This window comes from Sediminihabitans luteus (assembly GCF_002797595.1).
GTDB lineage: Bacteria > Actinomycetota > Actinomycetes > Actinomycetales > Cellulomonadaceae > Paraoerskovia > Paraoerskovia lutea.
This window is the reverse complement of the sequence record NZ_PGFE01000002.1, coordinates 550,047-567,647: the sequence shown is the minus strand read 5'-3', so window position 1 is coordinate 567,647 and position 17,601 is coordinate 550,047. Positions and strand designations below refer to the sequence as shown.

Genomic DNA, 17,601 nt, shown 5'->3' with positions numbered 1-17,601 from the left:
TGCAGCTCACGCCTTGAACAGGTGCCGGCGGATCGCGGCCGCGTTGGAGAAGATCCGGATGCCGAGCACCACGACGACACCCGTCGACATCTGCGCGCCGACACCGAGCTGGTCGCCGAGGAACACGATGAGCGCGGCCACGACGACGTTCGACGCGAACGACACGAGGAACACCTTCTCGTCGAACAGGCCGTCGAGCTTGGCCCGCAGCGCACCGAAGAGCGCGTCGAGCGCGGCGACGACCGCGATCGGCAGGTAGGGCTGCAGGTAGACGGGGACCTCGGGCTGCAGGACGAACCCCGCCACGACACCCACGATCAGCCCGATGACGGCGATCACCGACCACTCCCCTGTTCTTCGTCGTTGCGTGCGGACGGGGTCGTCGACGACTCCTCCGGTGCGGCCGTCGGCGAGTCTACGGGCACCGCGTGGTAGAGACGAAGCGACGCGTCGGCGGGGACCTCGAGGCTCGACTGCCCCACGACCGAGCTCTGGATGCCGTAGTTCGTCAGGGTCACCAGGTAGCCGCCGGCGACCGACCGGGTGAAGTCCGCCTTGAGGCTGCCCGGGTCGCCGATCGCGACGACCCGGTACGGGCTGGACAGCGGCTGCAGGTCCACGAGGATCGCGTCGCCCGCGGTACGGATCGCGCTCAGCGCCGTCAGCCGTCGCCCGTTGACGGCGACCGCCTCGGCGCCCGAGGCCCACAACGAGTTCACGACGATCTGCAGGTCGTCGTCCTGCACGCGCGAGTCGGACGACATCTGCGCGTCGTCGAACCCCGACGCGTCGCGCAGCGTGACGACCAGGCCCGGGCCGCTGACCGCGACCGACCCGGACAGCACGCCGTCAGCCTCGAGCGAGGCCAGCAGCGCCGGCTCCTCCTCGCTCAGCGCCTGCGCGCCGAGCGCGTCCACCTCGTCGTCGAGCGCGTCGACCCGGGCGGTGAGCGCGTCGGCCTCCGCCTGCCGGCTCGCGATCTCGTCCTCCAGCAGGGTGCGCGCGGCCAGCGCCGACGGCTCCGGCGCGTTCAGGGCGCGCGCGGCGACGGCCGTGCCGAACCCGAGGACGACCGCCAGGAGCGCGACCCACACGCTCGTGACCGCGCGCCGCGGCCCGCGGGTGCCGGCGGCACGCTCGCGCGCGGCCTGCGCGTACCCGGGGTCCAGGGGTCGTTCCATGGTCTCGACCAGGAGCGTCATCGACTCGTCGGGGCGGCGCTCGCGGGCGGGGGCGGACGGCGGGGGGTGGGGTGTCATGGGACGTCCTGGGTGAGGATCTGGCGGGTCTGTCGCACGTACTGCACGCCCGCGACCCAGTAGAGGCCGACGCCCCACCAGGCGAACGCCCACCCGAGCGCGGCGGCGACGTCGCCGACGGGCCCGGGGGCGGTGGCGAGCAGCAGCAGCGGGAACGCGTACAGCAGGGCGAACGTGCCGGCCTTGCCGGCGAACGTGACGGCGAGGGGACCGTGGCCGTGGCGGGCCAGGGCGGGCAGCAGGCACAGCATGAGCACGTCGCGGGCGACGACCACGACGAGGAGCCACAGCGGGATGATGTCGCGCCAGGCGAGGCCGACGAGCGTGACGAGGATGAACAGCCGGTCGGCGGCCGGGTCGAGCATCTGGCCCAGGCGGGAGGTCTGGTGCAGGCGGCGTGCGAGGTACCCGTCGAGCCAGTCGGAGGCGCCCGAGACGGCAAGGACGACGAGCGCGGCGGCGTCGCGCTCCTGCGCGATCAGCACCCCGAAGACGGGCACGAGGGCGAGGCGGGCGATCGAGATGAGGTTCGGGACGGTCAGCACGCGGGTGCTCACGGCGTCGTCGTCCCCCATGGTCCGCGTCCCTCCTGGTTGTGCCCGCCTGCCGACCGTCTGCCGACCGTGCCGGCTGCGCTCGTGCGCCCGCACCACGACCGCGCACGGTGCGTGCCGCGGGCGTGGGCGCCCCGCGCAGCACATCCTACGGATCGCGGACGCCGCCGGGTGCAGGGCGCACGCGGGCGACCTGTGGTGGACCTCACCGGGGGCGCCCCTGTGCCCCGGGGCGTGCGGCGCGTAGGATGGAGTCATCCCCTTGGAGTTCTGTCGCTGTTCCCGCGTGTTCGTGTGAGCGTGGCCCTAGATGGCCCACGCATGTGTGTTCGGGAGTGCGACCTGCGGAGAGCCGTCCCGGTGACCGCATTCGGCTCCGACCCCCCTTTCACGAACGGGTCCAGATCCTTGACGACTGACGTCCGCGCGCCCGAGCGCGCCTCCGACATCTCCACCACGGCCACCGACTCCCCGACCGCCACGACCGCGCCCGCGGAGCCGACCGGCCCCACGTTCGCCGACCTGGGTCTGCCCGCCGAGCTGCAGCGTGCGGTCGCGGACCTCGGGTTCGTGACGCCGTCCGCCATCCAGGCCCAGGCCATCCCGACGCTCCTGTCGGGCCGTGACATCACCGGCATCGCGCAGACCGGCACGGGCAAGACCGCCGCGTTCGGCCTGCCGATGCTCGCCGCGATCGACCCCCACCTGGACGCCACGCAGGCCCTCGTGCTGGCCCCCACCCGCGAGCTCGCGATGCAGGTCGCCGAGGCGATCTCGACGTTCGCCTCCGCGCTGCCGGGCGTGCGCGTCGAGGCCGTGTACGGCGGCTCGCCGTTCGGCCCTCAGGCTCGTGCGTTGCGCGACGGCGCCCAGATCGTCGTCGGCACCCCCGGGCGCGTCATCGACCACCTCGAGCGCGGCACCCTCACGCTCGACGCGATCCGGTTCCTCGCGCTCGACGAGGCCGACGAGATGCTGCGCATGGGCTTCGCGGAGGACGTCGACACGATCTTCTCCCAGGCGCCGCGCGAGCGTCAGGTCGCCCTGTTCTCCGCGACCATGCCCCCGCAGATCCGTCGCGTCGCCGCCCAGCACCTCAACGACCCCGTCGAGATCGCCGTGACCCGCCAGGCCACGACCGTCACGTCCGTGCGTCAGACGTACGCCGTCGTGCCGTTCCGCCACAAGGCCGGCTCGCTCGCCCGCGTCATCGAGACGTCCGACGCCGACGCGACGATCGTGTTCGTGCGCACCCGCTCCGCGGCCGACGAGGTCGGCGCCGCGCTCGTCGAGCGCGGCATCTCCGCCGCGACCATCTCGGGCGACGTCGCGCAGAAGGACCGCGAGAAGATCGTCGAGCGCCTGCGCGCCGGCCAGGTCGACGTGCTCGTCGCGACCGACGTCGCCGCCCGCGGCCTCGACGTCGACCGGATCGGGCTCGTCGTGAACTTCGACCTGCCCAAGGAGCCCGAGTCGTACGTGCACCGCATCGGCCGCACGGGGCGCGCCGGGCGCACCGGCACCGCGCTGTCGTTCGTCAACCCGCACGAGCGCGGCCGCCTCAAGGCGATCGAGCGCACCATCCGCGTGCAGCTCGAGGAGGTCGAGATCCCCTCGCCCGCCGACGTGTCCGCGCACAAGACCCGCACGCTGCTCGCCCGCCTGCCCGAGCGCATCGCCGCCGGCCGGCTCGGCATGTACCGCGAGCTCGTCGCCGCGCACCTCGCCGAGACCGGCACCGACCCCCTCGACCTCGCGGCCGCCCTCGCGGCGCTCGCGGTCGGGGACGACGGTCCGCAGGCCCGTGAGGAGCAGGAGCGGTTCGAGGCCGAGCGTGCCGAGGCGCGTGCGGCACGCGGTGCGCGCAGCAGCGACCGGGACCGTGAGGACCACCGTGCCCCGCGCCGTGGCCCGCGTGACGACGAGCGTCGCGAGCGCACCGAGCGTCGCACGAGCCGCGAGTCGTCGGGCACCCGCTACCGGGTGGCCGTGGGTCACACGCACGGCGCGGAGCCGCGCGGCATCGTCGGTGCGCTGACGAACGAGGGCGGCCTGACGGGCAAGGACCTCGGCAAGATCGACATCTTCGGCACGTTCTCGCTCGTGGACATCCTCACGCCGATGAACGCCGACACGATGGACCGCATCTCGCGGGCCCGCGTGGCCGGTCGCCCGCTGCGCATCAGCGAGGACCGCGGCGCCCCGGCGCGCGCGCCGCGCGAGGGCGGGCGCGAGTCGTACCGCGACGCGCGTGACGGCGGTCGTCGTGAGCACGGGCACGGCCCCTCGGGTCGACCGGACTCGCGTGGCGGCGAGCGGTACGACCGCAAGCCGCGCCACACCTCGGCCCGCTGACCCAGCACCGTACGACGAAGGCCCCCGAGCAGATGCTCGGGGGCCTTCGTCGTTGGGCCTTCGTCGTGTCGTCGTGCCGTGGTGCAGCTGTCACGCAGTTCTCGTCGACCGCTGACGACGCGCCGAGCTCAGTCCCGCGCCGAGCTCAGTCCCGCTCGGGGGCCTCGCCGTGCGCCTGCGCGAGGGACGCCATGCGCCGCGCCTCGGCCTCCGCGCGGGCACCGTCGGCCCGCTGCACCGCGAGCACCGAGACCGTCTGCCCGTCCGAGACGTCCAGGCGCAACCACGGCTGGTCCGGGCCGAACCGCACCGAGACGACCTGCGTCCACGCGAACCGCTGCGTGTGCACGAGGTTGCGCACCACCACGCCGTCCGCGTCCACGACCGCCCGCACGCTGCCCAGCCGCCACAGCAGCACCACCACGAGCAGCGCGAACACGACCATCGATGCCCGGTTGCCCGGCGTGTCCATGGTGCCGGTCGCCGTCAGCGCGACGAACCCGAACGACACCGCGACCACGACCGCCATCCCGTACGCCACCCAGCGACCCAGGAACGGACGGAACGTCGCGTACGGGTCACGCCGGCCCCCGGCCGACGACCCCGCCGAGCCGGCGCCCACGCTCAGAGCCGGCACGCGTGGATCGACGTCACGAGGATCGCGCGCGCCCCCACGTCGTACAGCGCGTCCATGACCTGGTTCGTCTGCCGGCGCGGCACCATCGCCCGCACCGCGGCCCACTCCGAGTCGTGCAACGGCGACACCGTCGGCGACTCCAGGCCAGGCGTCAGCGCGACCGCCGCGTCCACGAGCGCGACCGGCACGTCGTAGTCCATCAGCACGTACTGCCGTGCCGTCAGCACACCCTGCAGGCGCCGCGTCAGCACGTCCAGACCCGCCGGGTCACCGCCGCCGTCCACCCCGCCACGACGCTTGATCAGCACCGCCTCCGAGTGCAGGATCGGCTCGCCGAACACCTCCAGGCCCGCCGCACGCAACGTCGTGCCCGTCTCCACGACGTCAGCGATCACGTCCGCCACCCCCAGGCGCACCGACGACTCGACCGCACCGTCCAGGTGCACGATCCCCGCCGGCTCGATGCCCAACGACGCCAGGTGCTCCGCGACCAGCACGTTGTACGACGACGCGACCCGCAGGCCCGCGATCTGCTCGACCGACGTCACCGTGCCCGCCGGTGCCGCGAACCGGAACGTCGACCCCGCGAAACCCAGCGCCAGGTGCTCGTCCGCGTGCGCCCCCGAGTCCAGCAGCAGGTCACGGCCCGTGATGCCCGCGTCCACCGTCCCCGCACCCACGTACACCGCGACGTCCCGCGGACGCAGGAAGAAGAACTCCACGTCGTTGTCCGGGTCCGCGAGCACTAGTTCGCGCGAGTCACGACGTTGACGGTAGCCCGCCTCCCGCAACATCTGGGCAGCAGGCTCGGACAGGGACCCCTTGTTGGGGACGGCGATGCGCAGCACGGTTCCTCGGTTCGATCGGTAGGACGGACGGTCAGGAGGGTTCAGCACGGACGACCGCTCACAGGAAGCGGTAGACGTCCTGCAACGACAGACCCTTCGAGATCATGAGCACCTGCACGTGGTACAGCAGCTGCGAGATCTCCTCCGCCGCCTCCGCGTCGCTCTGGAACTCGGCCGCCATCCACACCTCGGCAGCCTCCTCGACGATCTTCTTGCCGATGGCATGCACCCCCGCGTCCAGCTCCGCGACCGTCCCCGACCCCTCAGGACGGGTGACAGCCTTCTCCGACAGCTCAGCGAACAGCGACTCGAACGTCTTCACCCCGCCAGCGTAGTCGGACACCACGCCGCTCGCGGTCGCGTCCGCCGATCGGTCGACGCGCGTCACAGGTCGCGCAGCGCGACGACCGTCGCGATCGCCGCCTCGACCGCCTCCGCACCCTTGTCCTCGCGCGAGCCCGGCAACCCCGCACGGTCCAGCGCCTGCTGCTCGTCGTCGCACGTGAGCACGCCGAACCCGACCGGGACGCCCGTGCGCACCGACACGTCCGTCAGACCGTTCGTCGCCGCCGCGCACACGTACTCGAAGTGCGGCGTCCCACCACGGATCACCACACCCAGCGCCACCACCGCATCCGCACCGTGCTCCGCCGCGCGCGCCGCCGCGACCGGCAGCTCGAACGACCCCGGCACCCGCACCACCCGCACGTTCGCCACGCCCGCCCGCTCGAGCGCACCCCGCGCCCCCGCGAGCAGACCGTCCATGACCTGCGTGTGCCAGCTCGCCGCCACCACCGTGACGCGCAGCCCCGCGCCGTCGACCTCGATCCGAGGTGCACCTGCCCCGCTCATCGCCCAACCTCCTCGTCATCGCCCGCGGACTCCCCGCCGGCGCTCGCCACGACCACCGTGTCCAGCAGGTGGCCCATCTCCGTCTTCTTCGTCACCAGGTACGCATGGTTGTGCACCCCGTGACCCACCTCCAGGCGCGCCGCGTCGACCACGTCGATCCCCGACGCCGCCAACCCCGTCACCTTCGCCGGGTTGTTCGTCAGCAACGTCACCCGCTCCAGCCCCAGGTCCGCCAGGATCGCGGCCGCCGCACCGTACTCACGACGATCCACCGGCCACCCCAGCTCCAGGTTCGCCTGCACCGTGTCCAGACCCGCGTCCTGCAACGCGTACGCCTCGACCTTCGCCAACAACCCGATCCCACGACCCTCGTGCCCCCGCAGGTACACCACCGCACCCCCCTGCGCCGCGACCCGCGCCATCGCCGCCTGCAGCTGCGGACCGCAGTCGCACCGCAACGACCCGAACGCGTCACCCGTCAAGCACTCCGAGTGCACCCGCACCAACGGAGCACCCCCCGGCCCGCCACCAGGACCACCCACCGGCACGTCCCGCGGCACCAACGCCACGTGCTCAGCCCCCGTCCGCAGGTCCCGGTACCCGTGCACCCGGAACGCCCCGTGCGCCGTCGGCAGCTCCGCGACCGACGTCGCCTGCACCCGCGCACCCCGCGGACGCACCTCCGGCTCCACCACCACAGGGTCGTGCACCCGCCGCCACGCGATCAGGTCCTCGATCGTGATCAGCACCAGACCGTCCCGCTGCGCCAGCGCCGCCGCATCACCCAGACGCATCATCGACCCGTCGTCACGCACCAGCTCCGCGATGCCCCCGACCTCGCCGACCCCCGCCAACCGCACCAGGTCCACCGCAGCCTCCGTGTGCCCCGCACGATGCAGCACACCCCCCGGCACCGCCCGCAACGGCAGCACGTGCCCCGGACGGATCAGGTCCACCGACCCCGACGCAGGATCCGCCAGCACCCGCAACGTCCGCGCACGGTCCGACGCCGAGATCCCCGTCGTCACCCCCGTCGCCGCGTCCACCGTCACCGTGTACGCCGTGCGCCGCGGATCCTGACTGTTCGGCACCATCAACGGCAGGTCCAACGCGTCCGCCCGCACCCCCGGCATCGGCGCGCACAGATACCCCGACGAGTGCCGGATCGTCCACGCCACCCACTCCACCGACACGTTCGACGCCGCGAACACCACGTCCGCCTCGTTCTCCCGGTCAGGAGAGTCCGCCACCAGCACCGGACGACCCGCCCGGATCGCCTCCAACGCCTCCTCGACCGACCCCAGCGCCACCATCACGCCACCCCCGAACCGTCGGCGCTCGCGGGCACGACGCCACGCACGAGCAGCCGCTCGACGTACTTGGCGATCACGTCGACCTCGAGGTTCACGCGGTCCCCGGGCACGAGCCCGCCGAGCGTGGTCGCCTCCAGGGTGGTCGGGATGAGGGAGACGCCGAACGCGTCGTCCGCGACGTGCGTGACCGTCAGGGACACGCCGCTGACCGTGATCGAGCCCTTCTCGGCCACGTAGCGCGTGATGTCCTGCGGGGCCGAGAGCACGAGGTCGTCCCAGCGCGCGCCGGGCGTGCGCGAGACGAGCCGTCCGACGCCGTCGACGTGCCCCTGCACGACGTGACCGCCGAGGCGCGTGTGCGCCTGCACGGCCCGCTCCAGGTTGACCGCGCGCCCGACCACGAGGTCGCCGAGCGCCGTCCGCCGCAAGGACTCGGGCATGACGTCGGCCGTGAAGGCACCGTCCACGACGCTCGTCACGGTGAGGCACACCCCGTCGACGGCGATCGAGTCCCCGAGCTGGGCGTCCGAGGTCACGAGGGGGCCCTCGACGGTCAGCACCGCGTCGGCGTCCGGCCCGTCGGGGAAGTCGATGCCCCGGACCAGCCCCTTCTCCTCGACGATTCCCGTGAACATCAGCTCTCCTCCTCCTGCGGGCGCTCGGCCCGCGCGACGACGAGCACGTCGTCTCCGAGACGTCGCACGTGCGACGTCGTGAACCTGTGGGCGTCGGCGATCGTGGCGACCCCGAGGTCGCCGACCGCGCCGGCACCTGCGCCGAGCAGCACCGGCGCGACGTACGCGTGGACCTCGTCGACGAGGCCCGCCGCGAGGAACGCGGTCGCGAGCGTCGGCCCGCCCTCGACGAGGACGTGCCGCACCTCGCGCGCGGCGAGCGCGGCGAGCACCTCGGCGGGGTCGTGGGTGCGCAGCGGCACGAGCTCCCCGCCGTCGTGGGCCCGCAGACGGGCCCCCGCGGGCACGTCCCGGTGCCCGACGACGACGCGGAGCGGCTGGTCCGTCGCGAGGCCGTGGTCCGTGCGGGCCGTGAGCGACGGGTCGTCGGTCAGGGCCGTGCCCGTGCCGACGACGATCGCGTCGACCCCGGCGCGCACGCCGTGCGCGTGCGCACGCGCGTCGGGGCCGGTGATCCAGCGGCTCGTCCCGTCGGGCGCGGCCACGCGCCCGTCGAGCGACGTCGCGGTCTTGAGCGTCACGTACGGACGCCCCGCACGGATCGCGTGCCACCACGCCCCGAGCAGCTCCTCGCCCTCACGGCGTCGGACGCCGCCCACGACCGTGACGCCGCGACCGCGCAGGTACGCCGCGCCGCCCGCCGCGACGTCGTGGGGGTCGGCGACGGAATGGACGACCTCGGCGACGCCCGCGTCGGCGAGCGCGACCGAGCAGGGCGGCGTCCGACCGGTGTGGTTGCACGGTTCGAGCGACACGACGGCGGTCGCGCCCCGGACGTCGATCCCACGCCGGGCGGCGTCGGCGAGGGCGACGGCCTCGGCGTGCGGACCGAGGCCCGCGTTGCGCCCTTCGGCGAGGACGGCGCGGGGTGCGTCCGGTCCGGTGCCGGCCGCTGCGGATACGGGGGCGAGGATCACGCAGCCGACACGGGGGTTCGGGCCGAGGACGGGCCGCTCGGCGGCGAGCTCGAAGGCGCGTCGCATCGCCGCGTCGATCGTGAGGGAGCCGCGCGTCCCTGTCGTGGGGCTGGTCGCCACCTGCCGTGCCCTTCCGTCCTCGGTCCGAGGCGCTCCGGGGCGACGGCACGCCGACGGGCGGCGCGACGAACGACACCTGCGGTCGGCTCGCCGACGCAGGCGTCGCCACGTGTTCTCCCATCCGGACTCTCACCGTCGGTCCTGGAGTTCCACCAGGTCAACCACGCCGAGGCGTGGGTCGCGGACTGTCACCGCCGGCTCGGAATTTCACCGACCCCGAAGCACGTGTACGTACTGCTCCCCCATCATCCCACACGGCGCGCACCGCCCCGCGGGTGCGCCGACGCGATGTCAGCGCCGGCGTTCGTGCCCCCTGTTCTTCCTGGCTCGGGAAGGTCAGCTGTCGGGCGTGGTGGTACTGCGGTCGTCATGACCGCTTGGCACACTATTTATTCTGGTGATGACGCGAACGAAGACCCCGTGGGCGTCGGCGTCAGTGGGTGTGGGCGGCGCCGTCCGCGAGGGCGCGCAGCGTCGCGATCTCCTGCGGGACGTCCTCGGCCCCGTAGACCGCGGACCCCGCCACGAACACGTTCGCGCCCGCGTCGGCCGCCCGCTCGATCGTCTCGCGGGACACTCCCCCGTCGACCTGGATCCAGACGTCGAGCCCCGCGGCCGAGACCGCCTGCCGGGCGCGGCGGATCTTCGGGAGCGTGCCCTCGATGAACGACTGCCCCCCGAAGCCGGGCTCGACCGTCATGATCAGCAGCATATCGAGCTCGGCGAGCAGGTCGACGTACGGCTCGACCGGCGTCGCGGGCCGCAGCGCCATCGACGCGCGCGCCCCCAGGCGGCGCAGCTCGCGCGCGAGGCGCACGGGCGCCGCCGCAGCCTCCGCGTGGAACGTGACCGACGCCGCGCCGGCCTCCGCGTAGGCGGGCGCCCAGCGGTCCGGGTCGGCGATCATCAGGTGGGCGTCGAGAGGCACCGGCGAGACCTGCGCGAGCCGCTCGAACACGGGCAGACCGAGCGTGAGGTTCGGCACGAAGTGGTTGTCCATCACGTCGACGTGCGCGTAGTCGGCGGTCCCGATCGCGTGCAGCTCGCTCTCGAGGTTGGCGAAGTCGGCGGACAGGATGCTGGGCGTGATCAGCGAGCTCATGCACCCAGCCTAGGCCGCACCACCCCGCGCGCGCCGCGCAGCGGCGGCACGCGCGGGCGTGCTCACCGCCGGCGCAGCAGCGTCAGGTGCATCGCGTCGGTGCCGTGCACGTGCGGCCACAGCTGCACGTCGTCACGGTCCCCGAGCGGGACGTCGGCCCCCGCGACCTCCCGGACCGCGGCGGCGGCGTCGATCCGCTCGACGTCGTCGCGCGCCTTGAGCACGTCGGCGACCACGACCTGCGTCTCGGCGACGTGCGGCGAGCAGGTCACGTACCCGACGACGCCTCCCGGGCGCACCGCGTCGATCGCGGAGTCGAGCAGCTCGCGCTGGAGCACCGTGAGCGCCGCGAGGTCCTGCGGCGTGCGACGCCAGCGCGACTCGGGGCGACGGCGCAGCGCGCCCAGGCCCGTGCAGGGTGCGTCGAGCAGCACGCGGTCGTAGGCCGCGGGCTCGTCGCGCCCGACGTCCCGGCCGTCGCCCGTGCGCACGTCCTCGACCGCGTCGGCGAGCACCGCACCGAGCGACCGGTGCACGAGCTCGGTCCGGTGCGGCTGGACCTCGTTCGCGACGATCCGGGCGCCCCGCTCCCCCGCGACCGCGGCCAGGAGCGCAGCCTTGCCTCCCGGTCCCGCGCACAGGTCGAGCCAGCGCTCGTCCGTGCCCTCGACGCTCGCCGCGAGGAACGCGAGCGTCACGAGCTGGCTGCCCTCGTCCTGGACGCCCACCCGCCCGTCGCGCACCGCGGGAATGGCCCCCGGGTCGCTGCCCGGCAGCACGTAGGCCGTCGGCGCCCAGCGGCCGCGGGACGCGTCGGGCTCGCTCCGCCCGGGCCGGGTGATGTCGCGCTCGTCGGCGAGCCCGGGACGCACCACGAGCGTGACCCGGGGGGCCGCGTTGTCGGCCGCCAGGAGGTCCTCGAGCTCGGACGCGTCGCGCCCGGAGGCGACGAGCGACTCGCGCAGCGCGCGCACGACCCACGCGGGGTGGCTCTGCGTCACCGCGAGGCGCGCGACGTCGTCGCCAGCCTCCACCGACGGGGCCGAGACGCGCGACGTCCACTCGTCGGCCGGCGTGCGCGTGATGCCGCGCAGGACGGCGTTGACGAACTGGGCCGCGCCCGCGCCCACGCGCTCGCGCGCGAGGCCGACGGTCTCGGAGACCGCGGCGTGCTGCGGCACCCGCATGCCGAGCAGCTGGTGGGCGCCCATCCGCAGGAGGTCGAGCACGGGCGGGTCGATCCGGTCGAGGTCGCGGTCCACGCACTGCGCGAGCACCGCGTCGTAGTACCCGCGCATGCGCAGCGTCCCGTACGCGAGTTCGGTCGCGAACGCCGCGTCGCGCCCCGTGACGCGACGGTCGCGCAGCATCGGCGGCAGGACGAGGTTCGCGTAGGCGTCGGAGGCGTCGACCTGACGGAGCACGTCGAACGCGGCGGTCCGGGCCGGGTCGCTGCCGCGGCGACGCTGCGACGGCGCCGCCGTGCTGCGGTGACCGTCGCCGTGGGCCCGTGCCGCACCACGCTGGCGTCCGCGGGCGTCGCGACGTCCGTCGGCGCTCACGCGTCGACCCCCGCACCGAGCACGACGTCGTCGCCGAGGCGCGCCCCGCGCGCCCAGTCGGCCGCAGCCATGTGCTTCTTGCCCACGGGCGCGACCTCGCCGAGCTGGACCGCGTGCGTGCCGGTGCCCACGAGCACCTCCTTCTTGAGCGCGCGGACCTCGCCGCGCCCGAGGTCCGTGACGTCCGGCCGCGGCAGGACCGGTCCCAGCCCGAGCCGGGCGCCGTCCGGCAGCGTGGTCCACGCGCCCGGGGCCGGCGTGCAGCCCCGCACGTGGCGGTCGACGGCGAACGCCGGGTCGGCCCAGCGCACGAGCGCGTCGTCGGTGGCGAGCTTGGCGGCCACGGACACGCCCTCCTCGCTCTGCGGGACGGGTGACATCGCGCCGTCCTCGAGCGCGTCCAGCGTCGCGACGAGCAGCCCGGCGCCCGACGTCGCGAGCCGGCCCAGCAGGTCGCCCGCGGTGTCGCGCGGGCGGATCGTCTCGGTCATGGTGCCGAGGACCGGCCCCGTGTCGAGTCCCTCCTCGATGAGGAACGTCGACGCCCCGGTCACCTCGTCGCCCGCGATGATCGCGCGCTGCACGGGCGCGGCGCCGCGCCAGGCGGGCAGCACCGAGAAGTGCAGGTTGACCCACCCCAGGCGCGGGACGTCGAGCACGTCGCGGCGCAGGATCTCGCCGTAGGCGACGACGGGCGCGCAGTCGACCTCGAGCTCGGCGAGCCGCTCGGCGAAGCCCTCGCTCCGCGGGCGGTCGGTGATCACGGGGATGCCCGCCGCCTCGGCACGCTCGCGCACGGGGCTCGGGGCGAGCCGCCGTCCGCGGCCCGCGGGGGCGTCGGCGCGCGTGAGCACGGCGACCACCTCGTGGCGCGAGTCGATCAGGGCGTCGAGCGAGGGGACGGCAACCTCGGGGGTTCCGGCGAAGAGGACACGCATCCGACGAGTCTACGGGCGGGCGAGGTCGCGGACGTGCTCACGCGGGGGCGACGTCCACCCCGAGATCGCGCAGCCGACGGCGGAGCTCCGAGGTCCCCGTGAACAGGAGAGCGACGAACCCGAGACCGACCGCCGTCGCGACGTTCGAGGGGCTGTCGTCGACGAACACGGTGCGCGCCGGGTCGAGGCCGAACCGGGCGATCGCGAGCTCGAAGATCGCCGGGTCGGGCTTGGCGAGGCCCTCCCGGCCCGAGACGACGACGTCCCGCATGCGTCCGATCGCCGGGGCCGCGGGCTCGGCGCCGTGGAACAGCTCGGCCGACCAGTTCGTGAGCCCGTAGAGGGCCAGGCCGAGCGCGTCGAGCTCCGCCACGAGCTCGGCCGAGCCCTCGACCGGTCCCGTGAGCGACGACGGGAAGTGCGCGAGATACGCCTCGACCGCGGGGACGTGGTGGGGGTGCGTGCGGGCGAGCTCCGCGAGCGCGTCGGCCCACGAGCGGCCCGCGTCCTGCGCGTGGTTGAACGCACCGAAGTCGAAGTCGTCGGCACGCAGGAACCGCTCGGTCTCGTGCGCCGACATGCCCTCGCGGATCGCTCCCGCCGGGTCCCAGCCGACGAGGACGTTCCCGAAGTCGTAGAGCACGGCGTCGACGGGCACGCGGTCGGTCGGTGCAGCCTCGGTGGTTACAGCATCGATCGGTACGGCGTCGTCGGGCGTGCCGGTGGTCGAGGTGGTCGCGCGTTCCATCGGCCCATCCTCCCCTGGTCCGGGCCTGGTGGTCACGTGCGGACGAGCCGTGGTGACGGGCGCCAGTCCGCTTGGCACACTATTTCCAACGGAACGCACTCACTCGCCCGGCACGCGTCGTCGGCGCCGGAGCGGACGTCAGAGCATCTCGGCAGGGTCGAGCTGCACCCGCACGGACCCACCCTCACGGCGTGCGCTGCGGATCGCCATCGACTCCCCCAGCTCCCGGGCGAGCGCCCGCCCCTGCGCCACGGGCACGCGCACCACGGTGCGCACCGGCGGTGCGGTGGTCTCGCGCGCACGACGCGCGTCGTCCTCGACCTCGACCGGCCCGAGCACGGTCTCGTCCGTCGCGAGCCGCACGCGGGCCACGACCGCACGCACCGCGTCCCGGTCCCCCGTGACCGCGGCGACCCGCACGGCAGGCGGCAGCCCGAGCTCGGCCCGTTCGGTGAGCTCCCGGTCGGCGAAGCCCGCCGCGTCCCAACGCACGAGGGCGTTGGTCGGTGCGGGTGCGGCGTCGCCCACGAGCAGCACCTGCCCGCCGTCGGCCGGCGTGCGGGCCAGGCTCGCCGCGACCTGCCACCGGTGCAGGGCCTCCTGCGCGACGGCGAGCCGCACGGCGGCGGTGCTCGAGGCGGCGTCGAGCAGGAGCACCGCGGCGTAGCCGCCGACGGCGACGGGCTCCGCGCCGGGCGTCGCGACGACGAGCGCGGGCCGCGCGTCGACCGTCGCGAGCACCCCGCCCGGGGCGCTCGCACCCGACTGGCGCACCGGCACGCCGGGGAACGCCCGTCCAAGCTCCTCCGCGGTCCGCTCGGCGCCCACACGCACGGACCGCAGACCGGTCGCGTGGCACTCCTCGCACCGCCACGCCCCGGCGAGCGTGCCGCACCACGTGCACTGGGGCGTCTCGCGCGCGCCCCGCAGCCCGAGCGGCCCGTGACAGGTCGTGCACCGCGCGGGCGTACGACACCGCACGCACGCCACGACGGGCAGGTAGCCCGCACGCGGCACCTGCACGAGCACGGGTCCTTTGCCCAGGGCGGTGCGCGCCACCCGCCACGCAGGCTCGGGCAGTCGCGCCCCCGCGGCAGCCCCCTCGGAGGCGAGCTCGACGGACGTCAGCGCCCGCACGCGGGGCGCGCTGCGACGCACGACCTCGCGCGGCGCGACGATCTCGCGCGCCCAGCCCGACGTCACGAGCGCGTGCGCCTGCACCGTGCGCGAGAGCGAGCCGAGGAGGAACGCCGCTCCCTCGGCGGCGCTGCGCAGCGCGAGCACCTCGCGCACGTGCGGGTACGGCGCACGCGGCTCGGCGAGCGTCGACTCGCCGTCGTCCCAGACCGCGACGAGGCCGAGGTCCGCCACGGGCGCGAACGCGGCGGCGCGCGTGCCGATCACGACGCGGACGTCGCCCCGCAGCGCCGCGAGGAACGCCCGGTAGCGCGGCGACGGCCCTGCGTCCGCCTCCAGCCGGACGTACTGGCCCGGCGTCCGCGCCGACCAGCACGACCACCCGGTCGCGTCGAGGGCCCGGGCGAGGTGCGCGACGTCGCGCGCGTCGGGCAGGACGACGATCACGCCGCGGTCCGCGACGGCGGCAGCCCGGACGGCCCCGGCGAGGGCCAGCGCCCAGTCCTCGATCGCGTCGTCGCCCGAACGCCCCGGCAGAGCCGTCCACACGGCCCGTGGCGCGTCGCCCGCGGCGACGCGCGACAGGAACGCCGCCCCGCTCGGGTAGGGCTGCCAGAGGGTCGCGGCACGGTCTGCCGCCGCCCCGCCGGCGTCGGGCGGAGAAGTCCCGCTCGTGTCGGACGCGCTCGTGCCGGACGCGTTCGTGTCGGACGCCGCGTGCTCACCCGCGGCAGCACCTGCCGTACCTGCGTCGGTTGACTCAGCCGCCGCAGTGCCCCCCGCCGCAGCGCCCCCCGCGGCTGCGGCCGCCACGTGCGCCTTCTCGGCCTGCGCGTGCCGGCGCGGCACCGCGAGGCGCAGCACGTCGGCGAGCGTGCCCGCGTAGTGGTCGGCGACGGTGCGGCACAGCCGCGCGACGGCGGGCGTGAGCACCTGCTCGGGCGAGACGACCCGGCGCAGCGGCAGCAGGGTCCCGTCGTGGTCGGTCGTCGCGGCCCTTTCGAGCACGTACCCGTCGACGTCCTGCCCGCCGAACCGCACCTTGACCCGCACGCCCGGGCGCGCGTCGTCCGCCATCGAGGCCGGGACGAGGTAGTCGAACGTCCGGTCCAGGTGCGCGGGGACGAGCTGGAGGGCGACGCGCGCGACCGGCTGGTCGGCCGCGACGGGGACGCCACCCGCGGCGTCACGCGGGGCGGGCGCCGTCGGGGCGGGCAGGTCGAGCAGCGTGAGCTGCTCGCCGGCGTCCGCGGGTTCGGCGCCGGGCTCGCCGGAGGGCTGGGTGGTCACCGGGACATCTCAGCACGGGCCACCCACGCCGCGCGGACCGCGCGGCGTGGCCCGGGAGACCCGGCCACGGTCAGACCGCGGCGCGCAGCGCGTCCGCGCGGTCGGTGCGCTCCCAGGTGAAGTCGTCGTGCTCGCGCCCGAAGTGGCCGTAGGCCGCGGTGCGCGCGTAGATGGGGCGCAGCAGGTCGAGGTCACGCACGATCGCGGCGGGGCGCAGGTCGAAGACCTCGCGGATCGCGGCCGTGATGCGCTCGACGGGCACGGTCTCGGTGCCGAACGTCTCGACGTACAGCCCCACGGGGTGCGCCTTGCCGATCGCGTACGCGACCTGGACCTCGCAGCGGCGCGCGAGGCCCGCGGCGACGACGTTCTTGGCGACCCAGCGCATCGCGTACGCGGCCGAGCGGTCGACCTTCGACGGGTCCTTGCCCGAGAACGCGCCGCCCCCGTGACGGGCCATGCCGCCGTAGGTGTCGACGATGATCTTGCGTCCCGTGAGGCCGGCGTCGCCCTGCGGGCCGCCGATGACGAACGTGCCGGTCGGGTTGACCAGCAGGCGGTGGTCGTCGGTGCGCAGCTCGACGCCGAGGCCCTCGATCACGGGCGCGACGACGTGCGCGGCGATCGCGTCGCGCAGCTCGTCCTGGCGCACGTCGGGGTCGTGCTGGGTCGAGAGCACGACGGTGTCGAGGCGGACGGCGCGGTCGCCGTCGTACTCGATCGTGACCTGGGTCTTGCCGTCGGGACGCAGCCCGGGCACCGTGCCGTCGCGGCGCACCTGCGCGAGGCGCTCGGCCAGGCGGTGCGCCATCCAGATCGGCAGCGGCAGCAGGGACGGCGTCTCGTCGCACGCGTACCCGAACATCAGGCCCTGGTCGCCCGCGCCCTGCGCGTCGAGCGGGTCGAGGTCGCCCGTGTCGTCGCGCTGCTCGAGCGCCTTGTCGACGCCCTGCGCGATGTCGGGCGACTGCTGCCCGATCGACACCGACACGCCGCACGAGTCGCCGTCGAACCCGATCGCGGACGACGTGTAGCCGATGCGGCGCACGACGTCACGCACGATCTGCGGGATCTCGACGTACGCGTCCTCGGTCGTGACCTCGCCCGCGACGTGCACGAGCCCCGTGGTCACCATGGTCTCGACGGCGACGCGCGCGCGCGGGTCCTGCTCGAGGAGGGCGTCGAGGATCGCGTCGGAGATCTGGTCGCAGACCTTGTCCGGGTGTCCCTCGGTCACGGACTCGGACGTGAACAGGCGCAGATCGGTCATGCGC

Annotated in this window: 17 protein-coding genes and 1 riboswitch; of the genes, 1 reads left to right on the top strand and 16 read right to left on the bottom strand. The window is 74.7% G+C overall.

From position 1 onward, the window contains the following. Nucleotides 1-6: 6 nt before the first annotated feature. The 3 genes from CLV28_RS08600 to clsA are packed head-to-tail and all read right to left on the bottom strand — an operon-like array spanning nucleotide 7 to nucleotide 1,834. Nucleotides 7-339 carry a small basic family protein gene (locus tag CLV28_RS08600; RefSeq protein ID WP_100422865.1) on the bottom strand — a complete coding sequence of 111 codons (333 nt, stop codon included), beginning with the start codon at nucleotides 337-339 and terminating at the stop codon, nucleotides 7-9. Next, entirely contained in the window at nucleotides 336-1,259 is a 924-nt protein-coding gene (locus CLV28_RS08595) for a DUF881 domain-containing protein (RefSeq protein ID WP_100422864.1), read from the bottom strand. The genes CLV28_RS08600 and CLV28_RS08595 overlap by 4 nt, the downstream gene beginning before the upstream one ends. Next, nucleotides 1,256-1,834 carry a cardiolipin synthase ClsA gene (gene clsA / locus CLV28_RS08590; protein ID WP_100422863.1) on the bottom strand — a complete coding sequence of 193 codons (579 nt, stop codon included), beginning with the start codon at nucleotides 1,832-1,834 and terminating at the stop codon, nucleotides 1,256-1,258. The genes CLV28_RS08595 and clsA overlap by 4 nt, the downstream gene beginning before the upstream one ends. 387 nt (nucleotides 1,835-2,221) lie before the next feature. Between clsA and CLV28_RS08585 the strand changes: the two genes are divergently transcribed. Continuing rightward, complete coding sequence (locus CLV28_RS08585) at nucleotides 2,222-4,168, top strand: DEAD/DEAH box helicase (RefSeq protein WP_239073200.1); 1,947 nt, start codon at nucleotides 2,222-2,224, stop codon at nucleotides 4,166-4,168. Nucleotides 4,169-4,313: 145 nt separating this feature from the next. Here CLV28_RS08585 and CLV28_RS08580 read toward each other — a convergent pair whose 3' ends face one another. From CLV28_RS08580 to metK, 13 genes are all read right to left on the bottom strand, one after another. After that, on the bottom strand, nucleotides 4,314-4,805 hold the full coding sequence (locus CLV28_RS08580) for a PH domain-containing protein (protein WP_239073199.1): 492 nt from the start codon (nucleotides 4,803-4,805) through the stop codon (nucleotides 4,314-4,316). Beyond that, nucleotides 4,793-5,653: an ATP phosphoribosyltransferase gene (gene hisG, locus CLV28_RS08575; RefSeq protein WP_100422861.1), complete on the bottom strand. Its 861-nt coding sequence runs from the start codon at nucleotides 5,651-5,653 to the stop codon at nucleotides 4,793-4,795. The genes CLV28_RS08580 and hisG overlap by 13 nt, the downstream gene beginning before the upstream one ends. A gap of 58 nt (nucleotides 5,654-5,711) precedes the next feature. After that, nucleotides 5,712-5,975 carry a phosphoribosyl-ATP diphosphatase gene (locus CLV28_RS08570; RefSeq protein WP_100423114.1) on the bottom strand — a complete coding sequence of 88 codons (264 nt, stop codon included), beginning with the start codon at nucleotides 5,973-5,975 and terminating at the stop codon, nucleotides 5,712-5,714. 62 nt (nucleotides 5,976-6,037) lie between these two features. Next, the gene (gene ribH, locus CLV28_RS08565; RefSeq protein WP_100422860.1) at nucleotides 6,038-6,505 is read right to left on the bottom strand and encodes a 6,7-dimethyl-8-ribityllumazine synthase; all 468 of its coding nucleotides are present in this window, start codon (nucleotides 6,503-6,505) and stop codon (nucleotides 6,038-6,040) included. After that, the gene (gene ribB / locus CLV28_RS08560) at nucleotides 6,502-7,818 is read right to left on the bottom strand and encodes a 3,4-dihydroxy-2-butanone-4-phosphate synthase (RefSeq protein WP_100423113.1); all 1,317 of its coding nucleotides are present in this window, start codon (nucleotides 7,816-7,818) and stop codon (nucleotides 6,502-6,504) included. Before ribB ends, ribH begins: the two co-directional genes overlap by 4 nt. After that, nucleotides 7,818-8,453 carry a riboflavin synthase gene (locus CLV28_RS08555; RefSeq protein WP_100422859.1) on the bottom strand — a complete coding sequence of 212 codons (636 nt, stop codon included), beginning with the start codon at nucleotides 8,451-8,453 and terminating at the stop codon, nucleotides 7,818-7,820. The genes ribB and CLV28_RS08555 overlap by 1 nt, the downstream gene beginning before the upstream one ends. Continuing rightward, on the bottom strand, nucleotides 8,453-9,496 hold the full coding sequence (gene ribD, locus CLV28_RS08550; RefSeq protein WP_100423112.1) for a bifunctional diaminohydroxyphosphoribosylaminopyrimidine deaminase/5-amino-6-(5-phosphoribosylamino)uracil reductase RibD: 1,044 nt from the start codon (nucleotides 9,494-9,496) through the stop codon (nucleotides 8,453-8,455). The genes CLV28_RS08555 and ribD overlap by 1 nt, the downstream gene beginning before the upstream one ends. A gap of 159 nt (nucleotides 9,497-9,655) precedes the next feature. Next, a riboswitch (FMN riboswitch) is annotated at nucleotides 9,656-9,779 on the bottom strand. A 204-nt stretch (nucleotides 9,780-9,983) separates the two neighbouring features. Next, on the bottom strand, nucleotides 9,984-10,652 hold the full coding sequence (rpe, locus tag CLV28_RS08545) for a ribulose-phosphate 3-epimerase (protein WP_100422858.1): 669 nt from the start codon (nucleotides 10,650-10,652) through the stop codon (nucleotides 9,984-9,986). Between the two features lie 62 nt (nucleotides 10,653-10,714). Further along, nucleotides 10,715-12,214, bottom strand: a complete 1,500-nt coding sequence (locus CLV28_RS08540; RefSeq protein ID WP_239073198.1) for an RsmB/NOP family class I SAM-dependent RNA methyltransferase — start codon at nucleotides 12,212-12,214, stop codon at nucleotides 10,715-10,717. Beyond that, the gene (gene fmt / locus CLV28_RS08535) at nucleotides 12,211-13,152 is read right to left on the bottom strand and encodes a methionyl-tRNA formyltransferase (RefSeq protein WP_100422857.1); all 942 of its coding nucleotides are present in this window, start codon (nucleotides 13,150-13,152) and stop codon (nucleotides 12,211-12,213) included. Before fmt ends, CLV28_RS08540 begins: the two co-directional genes overlap by 4 nt. Before the next feature lie 37 nt (nucleotides 13,153-13,189). Next, nucleotides 13,190-13,900, bottom strand: coding sequence for an HAD family hydrolase (locus tag CLV28_RS08530; protein ID WP_100422856.1), 711 nt, complete (start codon nucleotides 13,898-13,900; stop codon nucleotides 13,190-13,192). 138 nt (nucleotides 13,901-14,038) lie between these two features. Further along, nucleotides 14,039-16,327 carry a primosomal protein N' gene (locus CLV28_RS08525; protein ID WP_100422855.1) on the bottom strand — a complete coding sequence of 763 codons (2,289 nt, stop codon included), beginning with the start codon at nucleotides 16,325-16,327 and terminating at the stop codon, nucleotides 14,039-14,041. Nucleotides 16,328-16,397: 70 nt separating this feature from the next. Then, nucleotides 16,398-17,597 carry a methionine adenosyltransferase gene (gene metK / locus CLV28_RS08520; RefSeq protein WP_100422854.1) on the bottom strand — a complete coding sequence of 400 codons (1,200 nt, stop codon included), beginning with the start codon at nucleotides 17,595-17,597 and terminating at the stop codon, nucleotides 16,398-16,400. Nucleotides 17,598-17,601: the final 4 nt, after the last annotated feature.

Excerpts from the sequence above, each read along its gene's own strand:
- CLV28_RS08595 (WP_100422864.1), bottom strand. The coding sequence starts at position 1,259 with ATGACACCCCACCCCCCGCCGTCCGCCCCCGCCCGCGAGCGCCGCCCC.
- clsA (WP_100422863.1), bottom strand. The coding sequence starts at position 1,834 with ATGGGGGACGACGACGCCGTGAGCACCCGCGTGCTGACCGTCCCGAAC.
- ribH (WP_100422860.1), bottom strand. The coding sequence starts at position 6,505 with ATGAGCGGGGCAGGTGCACCTCGGATCGAGGTCGACGGCGCGGGGCTG.
- ribB (WP_100423113.1), bottom strand. The coding sequence starts at position 7,818 with ATGGTGGCGCTGGGGTCGGTCGAGGAGGCGTTGGAGGCGATCCGGGCG.
- CLV28_RS08555 (WP_100422859.1), bottom strand. The coding sequence starts at position 8,453 with ATGTTCACGGGAATCGTCGAGGAGAAGGGGCTGGTCCGGGGCATCGAC.
- ribD (WP_100423112.1), bottom strand. The coding sequence starts at position 9,496 with ATGCGACGCGCCTTCGAGCTCGCCGCCGAGCGGCCCGTCCTCGGCCCG.
- rpe (WP_100422858.1), bottom strand. The coding sequence starts at position 10,652 with ATGAGCTCGCTGATCACGCCCAGCATCCTGTCCGCCGACTTCGCCAAC.
- fmt (WP_100422857.1), bottom strand. The coding sequence starts at position 13,152 with ATGCGTGTCCTCTTCGCCGGAACCCCCGAGGTTGCCGTCCCCTCGCTC.
- CLV28_RS08530 (WP_100422856.1), bottom strand. The coding sequence starts at position 13,900 with ATGGAACGCGCGACCACCTCGACCACCGGCACGCCCGACGACGCCGTA.
- metK (WP_100422854.1), bottom strand. The coding sequence starts at position 17,597 with ATGACCGATCTGCGCCTGTTCACGTCCGAGTCCGTGACCGAGGGACAC.